Source organism: Gordonia metallireducens, from assembly GCF_021245825.1.
Classification (GTDB): domain Bacteria; phylum Actinomycetota; class Actinomycetes; order Mycobacteriales; family Mycobacteriaceae; genus Gordonia; species Gordonia namibiensis.
The window spans coordinates 125,583-139,378 of the sequence record NZ_JAJQJP010000030.1; the positions used below are offsets into that span (position 1 = coordinate 125,583).

The 13,796-nt window shown below is 67.3% G+C and carries 11 protein-coding genes; 7 read left to right on the forward strand and 4 right to left on the reverse strand.

The features are described 5' to 3' along the window. Window positions 1-52: 52 nt before the first annotated feature. Both LQD00_RS12035 and LQD00_RS12040 read right to left on the reverse strand, forming a co-directional pair. Window positions 53-1,462 (reverse strand): DHA2 family efflux MFS transporter permease subunit, encoded by a 1,410-nt coding sequence (locus LQD00_RS12035; protein ID WP_232717452.1) that lies wholly within the window; start codon window positions 1,460-1,462, stop codon window positions 53-55. Then, complete coding sequence (locus tag LQD00_RS12040) at window positions 1,459-2,286, reverse strand: acyl-CoA thioesterase (protein WP_232717538.1); 828 nt, start codon at window positions 2,284-2,286, stop codon at window positions 1,459-1,461. The genes LQD00_RS12035 and LQD00_RS12040 overlap by 4 nt, the downstream gene beginning before the upstream one ends. Before the next feature lie 54 nt (window positions 2,287-2,340). Here LQD00_RS12040 and LQD00_RS12045 point away from each other — a divergent pair, with 54 nt between their 5' ends. From LQD00_RS12045 to LQD00_RS12065, 5 genes are all read left to right on the forward strand, one after another. Further along, a complete protein-coding gene (locus tag LQD00_RS12045; RefSeq protein ID WP_232717454.1) occupies window positions 2,341-2,817 on the forward strand; it encodes a winged helix-turn-helix transcriptional regulator in 477 nt (158 codons plus the stop codon). A gap of 93 nt (window positions 2,818-2,910) precedes the next feature. Then, a complete protein-coding gene (locus tag LQD00_RS12050; protein ID WP_232717456.1) occupies window positions 2,911-3,789 on the forward strand; it encodes a TIGR03619 family F420-dependent LLM class oxidoreductase in 879 nt (292 codons plus the stop codon). A 203-nt stretch (window positions 3,790-3,992) separates the two neighbouring features. Continuing rightward, window positions 3,993-5,546 (forward strand): ABC transporter substrate-binding protein, encoded by a 1,554-nt coding sequence (locus LQD00_RS12055; RefSeq protein WP_232717458.1) that lies wholly within the window; start codon window positions 3,993-3,995, stop codon window positions 5,544-5,546. Window position 5,547: 1 nt separating this feature from the next. Continuing rightward, window positions 5,548-6,513, forward strand: coding sequence for an ABC transporter permease (locus tag LQD00_RS12060; RefSeq protein ID WP_232717460.1), 966 nt, complete (start codon window positions 5,548-5,550; stop codon window positions 6,511-6,513). After that, window positions 6,510-9,092, forward strand: coding sequence for an ABC transporter ATP-binding protein/permease (locus LQD00_RS12065; protein WP_232717461.1), 2,583 nt, complete (start codon window positions 6,510-6,512; stop codon window positions 9,090-9,092). Before LQD00_RS12060 ends, LQD00_RS12065 begins: the two co-directional genes overlap by 4 nt. A 60-nt stretch (window positions 9,093-9,152) precedes the next feature. Here LQD00_RS12065 and LQD00_RS12070 read toward each other — a convergent pair whose 3' ends face one another. Together LQD00_RS12070 and LQD00_RS12075 are read right to left on the reverse strand one after the other, a co-directional pair. Then, window positions 9,153-9,674, reverse strand: coding sequence for a GtrA family protein (locus LQD00_RS12070; protein WP_232717462.1), 522 nt, complete (start codon window positions 9,672-9,674; stop codon window positions 9,153-9,155). Window positions 9,675-9,874: 200 nt separating this feature from the next. Then, window positions 9,875-10,705: an aldo/keto reductase gene (locus LQD00_RS12075; protein ID WP_232717463.1), complete on the reverse strand. Its 831-nt coding sequence runs from the start codon at window positions 10,703-10,705 to the stop codon at window positions 9,875-9,877. A 148-nt stretch (window positions 10,706-10,853) separates the two neighbouring features. Between LQD00_RS12075 and LQD00_RS12080 the strand changes: the two genes are divergently transcribed. Both LQD00_RS12080 and LQD00_RS12085 read left to right on the forward strand, forming a co-directional pair. Further along, complete coding sequence (locus LQD00_RS12080) at window positions 10,854-12,092, forward strand: alpha/beta hydrolase family protein (protein WP_232717464.1); 1,239 nt, start codon at window positions 10,854-10,856, stop codon at window positions 12,090-12,092. Window positions 12,093-12,147: 55 nt separating this feature from the next. After that, window positions 12,148-13,782, forward strand: coding sequence for a phytoene desaturase family protein (locus LQD00_RS12085; RefSeq protein ID WP_232717465.1), 1,635 nt, complete (start codon window positions 12,148-12,150; stop codon window positions 13,780-13,782). Window positions 13,783-13,796: the final 14 nt, after the last annotated feature.

Below are 13,796 nucleotides of genomic sequence, written 5' to 3' on the forward strand. Positions count from 1 at the left end.
AATTCTTGCGGCAGTTGGTTCCGTATTTCGGAACCAACTGCCGCAACTCTTTTCAGCGACCGGCGCGCGGGGTCATACCGAGCGCGGCGACGCCGCCGACCACCCCGATGGCGGCGAGGACCCACCACGCCGACACGAAGGCCTCGCGGACGTCGTCGTAGAGCACCGCGGTCCCGACGATGGCGACGAACAGGCTGACTCCCAATGACATGCCGATCTGTCGGCTCATGCTGACCACCGCACTGCCGGTCGCCGCCTGATGGGCGGGTAGATCTGCCGTCGCCGAGGACAGGATGGACGGCATCGCGAAGCCGACACCGATACCGCTGATGAGCCAGCCGGGCAGCATCTCGGTCGCGAAGTCCGGGCTGGCGTCGACCGACAGCGCGACCATCGCGACGCCGACGGCGAAGAGGACGCACCCCACCGCCACCAGCACTCCGACCGGAACCCGCGTACTCAGGCGGTCGGCAACCGCGGCGAAGATCGGGACCATGAGAGGCCCGGTGGACACGGCCAGCCCGGTGGTGATCGCCGAAAATCCCCAGACCTGTTGCAACCAGAGAACATTGGCTAGTAGGGCACCGGCGAACGGGATCGAGAAGAGCAACATCGCCACATTGGCGTAGGAGAAGGTCCGGACCCGCAGCAGCGCCGGGTCGATGACGGGTTCGGCATGGCGTCGGGAACTGACGACGAATCCCGCGAACGCCACCAGCGCCACAATCCACGCGCCGACGATGCGGGAGTCCGCCCATCCCCACTCACTGCCCTGCACCAGGCCAAGAGTCAACGCACCCACCGACACGACGAGCAGGCCGGCGCCAAGAGCATCGGGAAACGCTGTCACAGAGTCGTTTCGGGAGCGGACGAGAACGAGTGCTCCCGCGACGAGGGCGGCGATGCCCACCGGTATGTTCACCAGGAACACCCACCGCCACGACGCCTCGACCAACATGCCGCCCACGGCGGGACCGAAAGCGGCGGCGAGCGCTCCGGTGGCCGCCCAGATCTTCACACCACGCGCACGACGCTCCGGTGGCAGCGTCGACACCACGAGCCCGAGGCTTGCCGGCGTCAGGATCGCTGCACCCACGGCCTGCAGCCCGCGGAACGCGACCAGCCACCAGACTCCCTGTGCTGCAGCACAGGCTGCACTGGCGACGGTGAAGAGTGCGAGACCCAGGAGGAATCCACCCTTGCGTCCATAACGGTCGACGATCCGACCTGCCGGAACGAGCAATGCCGCATAGAGAATCGCGTACGCGTTGAGAATCCACGACATCGCGGACAGGCCGGCACCGCCGAAGTCGGCGCTCATGTCGTCGAACGCGACGTTGACGATGAACACGTCCAGGCTGGCCATGAACGCGGCGCCGGACAAGATGAGAAGCGTGAACCCGGGTCGGGCCGAAGTCGGCGGCCCTGCAGGCGAATCGATTTCGGTGCGTGTGGAGGTCATCGGGCCGACCACCCCACGACGCGGCGGCTCTGCCGGGCGGAGGCGAGGAGCCGACCGTTGCGGTCACGGAGGGTGGTGTCGTCGACGGACCAGCCGCCCGACGTGGAGATGTTGCGGGTGTGCACGAGGATCGGCGCGGGTTCGGGATCGTCGAGCGGTGCGGTGATGTGCATCGAGAAGGCGACGGTGGGGATGGCCAGCGGTGCGGTCAGCGTGGGGAAGACGGCCGGAGGTAGACAGTCGGCCAGCAGGCCGAGGTAGGCCGCGTCGAGTGCCATGGGGGTGCGCGTGGAGATCCACGCACGCATCCACGAGTCGGCGGAGCCGGTCAGCGGCAGTGGGCCGTCGACCGGGCGGAGGTCGAGGTGACCGCCCATGGGAACGATCTCCGGCGGGATGTCGAACTGTGCGAGCCCCTCCGGACCCGGCACGGCCGCCGCGATGTCGACGATGTCATCGTGAGCGGCGTCGCCGACCCGCCCCGCCGTCACCGAGGCGATCGCGATCTCCCCGGCTCCCTGCGTGACGGCTACGTCGATGATCCGCGTGTGCCGACCGACCTCCCGGACCGATGGCGTCAAAATGAGTTCGCCGCCGGCCGGTTTGCCGACGAACCGCAGGTCCACCGCGCGAACCGACGCCCCTGGCACGGCATCGGCCGCGACGTGTACGGCGAGCGCGACGATCGCCCCACCGAATGGACCCGACCAGCCCCACCAGCTCTGGTCGATGGTGGCCGCCCACCTCCCGGAACCAACCGGCAATGCCCCGAATTCTTCCGCCAGACCGTTGACAGCGTCTCGCTGCCTGCTGAGTTGTTTCATGAAACTCATGCAATCAGGTTGAGTTGCTTCACGCAACCCACTATGGTCGAGGTCATGCGTCGCGCTTCCTTCACCGACATGAACTGCTCCGTCGCCCAGAGCCTGGAGATCGTCGGCGAGTGGTGGACCCTGCTCATCGTTCGCGACGCCCTGTTCGGCGTGACGAGGTTCGACGAGTTCTCGACGCGACTCGGCATCGCCCGCAACGTCCTGACCCAGCGCCTGGACACCCTCGTCGAGCACGGGGTGATGACCAAGGAGCCCTACCAGGACAACCCGGTCCGCTACGACTACCGCCTCACCGACAAGGGTCGCGATCTGTGGACGGTCGTCACCGCGCTACGCCAGTGGGGCGACAAGTGGACCACCGACGACGGCGCACCGGTGGAGTCGTTGCACTCTTGCGGCAACACGATGACCGTCGAACCTCACTGCTCGGCCTGCGGTGAGCAGGTCGAGCTGGCGGACGTCCGCGTGCGACCGGGGCCGGGCGCACGGGAGAACAACCCGCTTTCCGGGTTGCCACGCTAGCCTCCACCTGCGTCGATGCCGGACTCTTCCCGCGCAAACTAGAACGTGTTCTACTGTGGGGAGAGTTCCGTCTGGACGTCCTTGAGGAGCAAGATGCGGTTCACTTTCGCCGAGGCCATGACCGACCCGTCGTACTACGCGCCGCTCGCGCAGGCCGCGGAGAAAGCGGGGTACGCCGGCTTCACCATCCCCGACTCGCTCGCCTACCCCGAGCAATCGGACGCCAAGTATCCGTACACGCCCGACGGCAACCGCGAGTTCCTCGACGGCAAGGCGTTCATCGAGACCTTCATCCAGGCCGCGGCGCTGGGAGCGGTCACCTCGACCATTCGCTTCACCCCGTTCGTGCTCAAACTCCCTGTTCGCCCGCCGGCGCTGGTCGCCAAGCAGGCCAGCTCGGTCGCCTACCTCACCGGTAACCGCCTCGCACTCGGCGTCGGCACGAGCCCGTGGCCCGAGGACTACGACTTCATGGGTGTCGACTTCCGCCGGCGCGGCAAGCGGATGGACGAGTGCATGGACATCATCCGTGGCCTCACCACAGGCGAGTACTTCGAGTTCCACGGCGAGTTCTACGACATCCCGAAGATCAAGATGACGCCCGCTCCCACCGAGCCGATCCCGCTGCTCGTCGGCGGTCACGCCGATGCCGCGCTGAAACGGGCGGTGATCCGTGGCGACGGTTGGATGCACGGCGGTGGCACGCACGAAGAACTCGACACCCTCCTCGATCGGATCAACGAGATCCGCAAGGCCGAGGGCAAGACGAACGACCCCTTCGAGATCCATGTGATCTCGACGGACGCCTACACGGTCGACGGATGTAAGCGACTGGAGGACAAGGGGATCACCGACGTGATCGTCGGCTTCCGTCTGCCCTACGTGAAGGGCGACGACACCGAGCCACTGCAGAAGAAGATCGATCATCTGAACTGGTACGCGGACAACGTGATCGCGAAGGTCAACGGCTGATCCGGTTGACTGTCAACCGAATTCGCCACCGAACCTGATCCCACCACCGCCGAACCGGCACGGTTGCACGGGTCCCACACCTGGGGCAGACTGCAGAACACGGACGATGCAGACCCCAGGTGTGAGCGATCACCGGGTGGGAGGACAGCGATGACCGATTCACCCGGTGGGTCGGCCTCGTGGTCGGGGCAGGGGCCGGTCGGGTGAGGGGTCGATCTCGCCTGAGCAGGCGTACCTTCTTCAGGGCCGCGGGGGTCACCGGTACGGCGCTTCTCGGTGCCTCGGCACTCGCCGCGTGCGGCGGGTCGTCGACGTCGCCGAACACGTTGCGCGTGGCCATCGCCGGCGAACCCGACCAGCTCGATCCCCAGAAGTCCAGTTCGTATTTCACGTTCGAGGTCCTCGAGAACGTCTTCGACACCCTCGTCGAACCCGACGAGAACCTGCAGATGCAGCCGGCTCTCGCCGAGAGCTGGGAGGTCAGCCCCGACGCCCGGCAGTGGACGTTCCTGCTGCGCCCCGGGGTGACCTTCCACAACGGCGACCCCCTCACCGCCGCCGACGTGGAGTTCTCGTTCCGACGCATCCTCGACGAGGAACTGTCGAACGCGTGGAAGCTCGAGGCCATCGAATCGATCACCGCGCTCGACGACCGGCGCGTGCAGTTCACCGTCCGCGAGCCCACCCCGAACCTGCTGACCAACATCGGCGGCTTCAAAGGGTTGGCGATCGTCAACCGGCGCAACGTCGAATCCGGCGAGATCGCCACGAAACCCGTGGGCACCGGCCCGTTCTCGTTCGTCTCCCGCTCCCCCGGCGCCTCGATCGTGCTGAAGTCCAACCCCGACTACTGGGGTGGCCCGCCGGCCATCGACGGCGTGAACTACAGCTTCATCTCGCAGGGCACGACTGCGGTGTCGGCGCTGCGCTCCCGTGAGATCGATTGGACGGACGCGATTCCCGCACAGCAGCTGAGCATCCTGTCCCGGGACGACACGCTCGAGGTCGGCACCGTCACGGCGAACGACTACTGGTACGTCACGATGAACTTCGACGCCAAGCCGTTCGAGGAAACCCGGGTACGCCAGGCCGTCGCCTACGCCATCGACCGCCCGTCGATCGCGCAGGTCGTCGGATACGGCACCGCCACACCCAACGAGCTCGCGATCCCCCCGACCAGCCCGTGGTTCGCTCCTTACGACCGCTACACCGCGGGCCTCGACCGCGCCCAGGCCGTCGACAAAGCGAAAAGCCTGCTGCGCGAGGCCGGTATCACGTCGATGGACATGCGGCTCATGGTCACCACCGAGTATCCCGAGACCGTGACCGCGGCGCAGGTCATCGCGTCGAATCTCGCCGACGTCGGGATCGACGTCAAGATCGAACAACTCGATTTCGGCGCCTGGCTCGACCGTCAGGCCGCCGGCGACTTCGACGCCCTCCTGCTCGGTTGGCTCGGCAACATCGATCCCGACGACTTCTACTACGCCCAGCATCATTCGAAGGGGACGTCGAACTCGCAGAAGTACTCCAACCCACAGGTCGATGCGCTGCTCGACCGGGGTCGCACCGAACTCGACGTCGAGACCCGCAAGGGCATCTACGCCGACGCCGCCGGTCGGATAGCCGACGACGTGAGTTACCTGTACCTCTACAACCCGTCTGCCACGCAGGCGTTTTCGAAGGAACTCCACGGGTACACGGTCCGGTCCGACAAAGCCGTCCGGTTCCGGTCCGCCCGGCTGGAGAGGAGCTGACGTGACCGCGCTCCGTTCACCGCTGCTGCGCTTCATCCTCATCCGGCTCGCCTACACCGTCGCCGTGCTGCTCGGCGTGATCGTCGCGGTCTTCTTCCTCATCCAGATCGTGCCCGGCGACCCGGTCCGCATCGCGCTCGGCACGCGGTACACGCCGGAATCGTATGAGGCGCTGCGCAGTGCCTCCGGCCTGGACCAGCCACTGGCGAGCCAATTGTTCGCCTATGTCGGCAACGCTTTCACCGGCGACCTCGGGGTGAGCTTCCGCAACAGCGAACCGGTCACGACCATGCTGTTCGACCGCCTGCCCGCCACCATCACGCTCGCCTTAGCCGCCATCGTGGTGGCCCTGCTCATCGCGATCCCGCTGGGGTCGTGGGCGGCTCTCCGCGAAGGTCGCATGGCCGACAACGTCATTCGCGTCATCAGCCAGTTCGGCATCTCGGTCCCGGACTTCTGGATGGGCATCCTGCTGATCGGTCTCTTCTCGACCGCGCTCGGCTGGCTGCCGTCGGCGGGGTACCAGCCGTTCGCCGACGGCCCGCTCGGCTGGTTCGAGCATCTCGTCCTGCCCGCGGTGACGGTCGGGGTCGTGACCGGCGCGATCATGACGCGGTACGTGCGGTCGTCCGTGCTCGAAGTGGTGAACACGCCGTTCGTCACGACGGCCGAGTCAAAGGGTTTGAGCAAGAAGAAGATCATGCTCGACCACGTGGGGCGCAACGCACTGGTTCCCGTTCTCACCATCTCCGGCATCCAGTTCGCCGGACTGCTCGGTGGCGTCATCGTCGTGGAGGTCGTGTTCGCCTGGCCGGGTCTGGGACTGCTGGTCTACGACTCGGTCGCGGCCCGCGACTACCCGGTGCTGCAGGGCGCCATCCTGCTGATCGCGGTGATCTTCCTGCTCGTGAACCTCGTCGTGGACATCCTCTACGCCGTCATCGACCCGAGGATCCGGTTGTCATGACCCCCACCGCACCCGAAACCCCCGCGGCCACGGACTCGGCCTGGCGACTGCTGCTCCGCAACCGGGCGTCGGTCGCGGGACTGGTCATCATCGCGGTCGTCGTCCTCGCCGCGATCCTCGGACCGCTCATCGCGCCCTACGGCGCCAACGCGATCGACGTGCCGAACGCACTGCAGGCACCGAGCTGGTCGCATCTGTTCGGCACCGACGACCTCGGCCGCGACGTCTTCTCCCGGGTCGTGCTCGCGGCGTCGGTGAGCCTGCGGGTCGCGGTGATCGCCGTGGCGATCTCGCTGACCGTCGGCGTGATCCTGGGCATGGTCGCGGGATTCGCCGGTGGGGTGCTCGACACCGCCCTCATGCGCATCGTCGACGTGGTGTTCTCGTTCCCCGTGCTCCTCTTGGCACTGGCGATCGTCGCGGTCCTGGGACCCGGTGTCACGTCGGCGATGATCGCCATCGGCGTCGTCTACATCCCGATCTTCGCCCGCGTCGCCCGCGCCGACACCCTGCGGGTGCGGCAGACCCAGTACGTGCAGTCGGCCCGGACGATGGGCGTGCGCACCTCCCGCATCCTGTTCAGCCATGTGCTGCCGAACATCTCGGGACCGGTCATCGTGCAGACCTCGATCTCCCTCGCGTTCGCCATCCTGTCGGAGGCGGCACTGTCCTTCCTGGGGCTCGGTGTGCAGCCGCCCGACCCGTCGTGGGGCCGGATGCTCTTCGATGCCCAGGGCTTCATCACCACCGCCTGGTGGATGGGCGTCTTCCCGGGCCTCGCGATCCTGTTCACCGTGTTCGCGTTCAACCTGATCGGCGACGGGGTGCGCGACGTGCTCGATCCGCGACAGCGCACACTGCTGCGCAACCGCGGACACGACCGCGGGTCCGCGACCGTTGCGACGGCGAAGCCGAAGCCGGCACGCGCCGTCGCCGAGGACACGGTGCTCGATGTGGAGGACCTCATCGTCGGGGTCGGGCCACGAGAGATCGTGCACGGCATCAGTTTCACGGTCGCACGCGGCGAGACCCTCGGCATCGTCGGCGAGAGCGGATCGGGGAAATCGCTGAGCGTGCTGTCGGCGACCGGCCTGTTCGACGCCCCCAGCGCCTACGTCCGAGGATCTGCTCGACTCGGCGAGACCGAGATCGTCGGTGCCACACCGTCGACGCTGCGTGCCCTCCACGGGACGAAGGTCGGGTTCGTCTTCCAGGACCCGTCGTCGAGCCTCAATCCGTTGCTCACCATCGAACAGCAACTCACCGAGGGACCCCGCCGACACCTCGGCCTCAACCGCGCCCAGGCACACGACCGCGCGCTCCAACTGCTGCGCGACGTGAACCTGCCCGATCCCGAAAGCCGTTTGCGCGCATACCCGCACCAGCTGTCGGGCGGCCAGCGCCAGCGCGTGATGATCGCCATCGCCCTCGCCTGCGACCCCGAGCTGCTCATCGCCGACGAGGCGACCACCGCCCTCGACGTGACCACACAGGCACAGATCATCGACCTCGTCGCCGACCTACAGCGCAAACGCGGGATGGCGGTGATCTGGATCAGTCACGATCTCGGGGTGATCGGCCGGATCGCGGACCGCGTGATGGTCATGCGTTCGGGTCGCATCGTCGAAAGCCGGGAGGTGGCAGCACTCTTCGACGACCCGCAGGACGAGTACAGCCAGAAGCTCCTCGACTCGCGGCCGCTGTTGAGCAAGGTCGAGGACCGGGACGCCGGCGTGGGACCGGCGAAGGACGTCGCCGAGAAGCCGGTGCTGCAGGTACGCGGGCTCGGCGTCGAGTACGTGGTGCGCGGACCGACGGGTCGGCACGTGGTGCATGCGATCGACGGGGTGGATCTCGAGGTGGCACGCGGCCGGACCCTCGGCATCGTCGGCGAGTCGGGGTCGGGGAAGTCCACGGTCGCAGGCGTTGTGACCGGACTGATCACCTCCGGCCAGGGAACGACGGTGACGGGCAGGGTCACCGTCTCTGTCGACGGGCGCGAGGTCGAGGCGGTGGGCGTCCGCGGTGCCGACGAGGCGCTGCTCCGACGCCGGGTCGCGATGGTGTTCCAGGACCCGACTGCGTCACTCGATCCGCGGATGACGGTCGCCGCGTCGATCGCCGAGCCGCTCCGCGCACACGGACTGACGTCCGGACGCGACGAGATGCGGAGTCGTGCGCAGCGATTGCTCGACGACGTCAGCCTCGACGCGTCCTTCCTCGGCCGCTATCCGCACGAGCTGTCCGGCGGACAGCGGCAGCGCGTCTGCATCGCGCGTGCGTTGGCCTCCGAACCGGAGATCCTCATCCTCGACGAGTCGACGGCATCTCTCGACGTGTCGGTGCAGGCCGGCGTCCTCGACCTGCTGCGCGGTCTGCAGCGCGAGAAGGAGCTGACCTTCCTGTTCATCGCGCACGACCTCGCCGTCGTCGAGCAGATCAGCGACACCGTCGCGGTGATGCAGAACGGCAGGGTCATCGAGACCGGTCCGGCGTCGCGGATTCTGCACGATCCCGAAACCGATTACACCCGCAGTCTCCTCGCAGCCATTCCCCCGGAGGTTCCGCAGCGGGCGTGAGCTACCCGCGCAGCGCCGCCTCAACGGCACGGAACCCTCCCCGAACGAGCGGCGAAGCGATCAGCGGATCTTGAAGATGACCGCCCGCTGGACCGCGAAGTTGATGATGGTCGCGGTGCCCTGCGCGATGACGAAGGCGATCGCCGAGTAGAGGGCGGTCTTCTCCCACAACGACGACAGCCAGCTGTACAGACCCACGTTGACCGCGAACGTGACCAGATAGAGAAGCACGACCGCGATGAAGCGGGCGGCGCTCGGCTCCGCGCGGAAGGTCCAGCGGCGGTTGATCAGGTACGCGACGGTGGTACCGAGGATGAAGCCGAGTGCCTTGGCGACCCAGTCCGGGGTTCCGACGATGTACTGCATGAACAGCGTCAGCCCGAAGTCGAGGACCGCCGACCCGGCACCGGTGACGATGAAGCGGATCAGCTGGGTCTTCAGGTCGACATCGGTCGACGCCTCTTCGTCGTCGAAGGGCAACTCGATCGGCATCGGCGCATGCCGCGTCGCGAAGTCCTCGTGATGATGCGGAGGCGGCACTTCACCTGCGGGATCGTGGTTACCGGAGTCAGGTCGAGACACGCTGACACCCTAGCTCGTTTCGATACGACCCCTCCGCAAGCTCCGGGGTCTACTCAACGATCAGGGGATACGGCTCGTCCGCAAGCTCCGGGGTCTACTCAACGAACAGGGGATACGACCCCTCCGCAAGCTCCGGGATCTACTCAACGAACAGGAGATACGGCTCGTCGCAAGCTCCTCGCCTACTCAACGAGCGGGACCTAGAACTCCTCGTCGACGTCCGAGTCGCGGGCGGCTCGTTCGCCGCGGTCCAGGGAGGCGAGGTCGGCGAGGTCCGCGTCGTCGAGGACGAAGTCGAAGAGGTCGGCGTTCTCGAGCTGGCGGCCGGCGTGCGAGGACTTCGGCACCACGCTGATGCCCTGCTGCACCGCCCACCGCAGCGCGATCTGCGTCGGCGACTTCCCGTTCTCACGGGCGATCCGCAGGATCACCGGGTCGCCCAGGACGCCTTCCTTGCGGCCGGTCGGATGCCACGCCTGCGCGTGAATCCCCTTCTCCGCCATGAATTCGCGCAGCTCGGTCCGCGGCAGTGCCGGTGAGCACTGGATCTGGTTGAGCACCGGCCAGCGTCCGGTCTCGTCGAAGAGCGTCTGGAGCTGGTGCTGTTTGAAGTTGGAGACTCCGGGCGTACGCACGTAACCCTCGTCGGCCAGGGTGAGCAACGCCTTCCACGAGTCGACCGTGCGTCCGAGACTCGGGCACGGCCAATGGATCAGGTAGACGTCGATGTAACCGACACCAAGCCGCCGCGCACTCTCCTTGGCCGCGTTGATCGCCTCGTCGAACCCCTGGTCACCGCCGCTGAGCTTGGTCTGGATGATGACCTCGTCACGAGCGATGCCCGAACCGTGCACGCCCATGCCGACACTGAGCTCGTTGCTGTATCGGGGAGCGGTGTCGAGGAGTCGGTATCCCGCCTTGAGTGCGGCGCTGACCGCGCCGATGCACGGCCGGCCGAGCATGTTGTAGGTCCCGAGTCCCACGAGAGGAATCGACTGACCGTTGCTGAGCTCGACCGAGGGGATGTCCACACGTCAAGGATAGGTCGGCGGTGACCCCCGTTCGCTCCGCCGAGACCAAACTGGAAACCGGCAGCGGCACGGAAACCGCTCGGGTACGGCACGAATAGTCGCCGCCCCGAGGTGTACGAGGCGCATAAGTGCCTTTACTGTTCTGAACATGTCTGCCCTCACGTCCAGATCACCGGTGTCGCGCACCACGCGAACACTCGTCTCCGTCATCACCGGCCTCGGCATGGTTCTGCTCGCACTCGGATCGACCGCGCCGGCACACGCGGATGACGCGGTCTCCGTCGGCATCCCGAACTGGTCCGGTCTGGATGTCACCGAGTACTCCGGCCCGATCCCGGCCAAGGCGGGGACCCTCATCGCCAAGGTTCCGCTCGCCGACGAGCTCAACCTCCCCGCGGCCGGTGACGCGTACCGCATCCAGTACTCGTCGCTGAACCAGCACGGCAAGATGGCGACGGGCACCGGTGCGGTGTTCCTGCCCAAGGGCAAGGCCCCGGCCGGTGGCTGGCCGATCATCTCGTGGGCGCACGGCACCGTCGGCATGAACGACGACTGCACGCCGTCGGCGTTCCCGCGCAGTGAGCGCGACCAGAAGTACCTGGGCCACTGGCTCCAGCAGGGTTACGCCGTCGTCGCCGCCGACTACGTCGGTCTGGGCACCCCGGGCCTGATGGCCTACCTGAACGGCGTCACCGCGGCGCACGCGATCGTCGACATCGTCGTCGCGTCGCATCAGATGGATCTGCCGTTCGCCAAGCGCTGGGCGATCATCGGTCAGTCGCAGGGCGCGGCAGCCGCGCTGAACGGTGCTCGTTACGCCACCGAGTTCAGCCGTGGATCGGGTCTGGACTACCGCGGCGTCGTCGCCACCGGCATCCCGGCCAACCTCGAGTACCTGTACCAGAACCTGGGACCGGTCGTCCCGCCGGTGAACCTGCCGGGCGGCCTGAACGCCTACACCGCCTACATCCTGGCCGGGTTCAACGACACCCGTCCGGACATGAACATCACCAAGGTCATGACGCCGAAGGGCATCGCACGCCTGGCCGAGGGTCGCACCACCTGCTACCCGATCCTCAAGAAGTCCCTCGCCGGTGACGACGTGCGGACCTGGTTCCGCGCACCGCTGATGTCGATCCCGGGTCTGAGCCCGGCGCTGCACAAGTACATGGCGACGCCGTACAAGGGTTACGACCGCCCGATCTTCCTGGGCCAGGGCCTGCGTGACGTCGATGTGCCGGCACCGTCGGCGCTGTCGCTCTACGCACAGATGAAGGCCAACAACCAGCCCGTCGAGCTGTTCGTCTACCCCGAGGACGACCACTCCAGTGCGGTTCTGGCCTCGATGAAGGATTCCACCCCGTTCGTGGCCCGCATCCTGCGCTGACCCGAGAATTGCAGGACGCCTCTGCGGTGTCCGTCGATCTGAGACCCTTTATTCGATGGGCACAGGATCGACGGGCACCGCAGTTGCTTCTTATGACGACGTCATCATCGGCGCCGGACACAACGGACTGACCGCTGCCGCCTATCTCGCGCGCGCCGGTCGCCGGGTCCTCGTCCTGGAGAAGGCAGATCACGTCGGCGGGGCGACCGTCTCGGCGATGCCCTTCGCCGGTCTCGCGGCCCAGCTGTCGCGGTTCTCGTATCTGGTCTCGCTGATGCCCCGCGAGATCATCGCCGACCTCGACCTCGACATCTCGATGATCCGACGCCGCTACTCGTCGTACACACCGCTGCCGTCGGACCCGACGCGCGGCATCCTCATCGACACCCAGGACGACGACGCGACCGCGGAATCCTTCCGCCGGGTGATCCGCGCCGATCGCGTCGGGGCCGACGCCGTCGGCTACTCCAACGCCGCCTTCACTGCGTGGCAGTCGTTCTACCGCCGCGTCGGCACCATCGCCCGGCGCGTCTTCCCGACCCTCACCGAGCCCCTGCGCACCGCCGCCGACATGCACGAACTCGCGGTCGGCACCGACACCTCCGACGCCGAGCTGTGGGAGGCGCTCACCACGCTGCCGCTCGGCACGCTGCTCGGCCAGTACTTCGATCACGACCTGCTGCGCGGTATCGCCGCCACCGACGGCCTGATCGGCACGTTCGCCGACCTCGACGACCCGTCGCTGCGGCAGAACATCTGCTTCCTCTACCACGTGATCGGCGGCGGGACCGGCGACTGGGACGTCCCGGTCGGCGGCATGGGGGCGGTCTCGGGCGCGCTGTACCAGGCCGCGACGTCGGCGGGCGCCGAGATCTGCACGGGGGTCACCGTGTCCGGCGTCGACCCCGCCGACGGAACCGTCGAATACTCCGACCGCGCCCACGGCACACGCACCGTCCGCGGTTCGATGCTCTACGCCGCCTGCGCTCCACAGGTCCTCAACACGCTGCTCGACGAGCCGATCGCATGCGAGGCGCACCCCCGGGGTTCGCAGCTGAAGATCAACCTCCTCCTCGACCGTCTCCCCCGGTTGCGCGACGAATCGGTGTCACCGGAGGCGGCGTTCGCAGGCACCTTCCACATCAACGAGACCGCGAGCCAGCTCCACGAGGCCTGGCGGCAGGCCGCGCGCGGTGAGGTCCCGGAACTGCCGCCGTGCGAGATCTACTGCCACACCCTCTCCGACCGGTCCATCCTCGGACCCGAACTCGACGGCAAACACACGCTCACACTGTTCGGGCTGCACATGCCGCCCGACGTCTTCGACGAGCCGGGCGCCGTCGAGCACGCGGTGGGCGCGACCTTCGCCTCGCTGAACATGCTCCTGGCCGAGCCGATCCAGAACGTCATCGCCCACGATCTCGACGGCCGCCCGTGTATCGAGACGAAGACGCCGCAGGACCTCGAAGAGGTGCTCGGGCTGCCCGGCGGCAACATCTTCCACCAGTCGCTGCGATGGCCCTGGGCCGAGACGGCGACAGAGGTCGGCACCTGGGGTGTGGAGACCCGCCACCCACGACTGCTGCTCTGTGGCGCCGGCGCACGACGCGGCGGAGGCGTGAGCGGTATCCCGGGCCGTAACGCGGCGGCCGCGGTGCTGGGACGCGCCGAACTCGGCGTGCTGCGGTAGCCCGACACCACGGC

Bases quoted from the DNA above. Each gene is read 5' to 3' on its own strand.
- LQD00_RS12045 (WP_232717454.1), top strand. From the start codon at position 2,341: ATGCGTCGCGCTTCCTTCACCGACATGAACTGCTCCGTCGCCCAGAGC.
- LQD00_RS12050 (WP_232717456.1), top strand. From the start codon at position 2,911: ATGCGGTTCACTTTCGCCGAGGCCATGACCGACCCGTCGTACTACGCG.
- LQD00_RS12035 (WP_232717452.1), bottom strand. From the start codon at position 1,462: ATGACCTCCACACGCACCGAAATCGATTCGCCTGCAGGGCCGCCGACT.
- LQD00_RS12085 (WP_232717465.1), top strand. From the start codon at position 12,148: ATGGGCACAGGATCGACGGGCACCGCAGTTGCTTCTTATGACGACGTC.
- LQD00_RS12080 (WP_232717464.1), top strand. From the start codon at position 10,854: ATGTCTGCCCTCACGTCCAGATCACCGGTGTCGCGCACCACGCGAACA.
- LQD00_RS12065 (WP_232717461.1), top strand. From the start codon at position 6,510: ATGACCCCCACCGCACCCGAAACCCCCGCGGCCACGGACTCGGCCTGG.
- LQD00_RS12040 (WP_232717538.1), bottom strand. From the start codon at position 2,286: ATGAAACAACTCAGCAGGCAGCGAGACGCTGTCAACGGTCTGGCGGAA.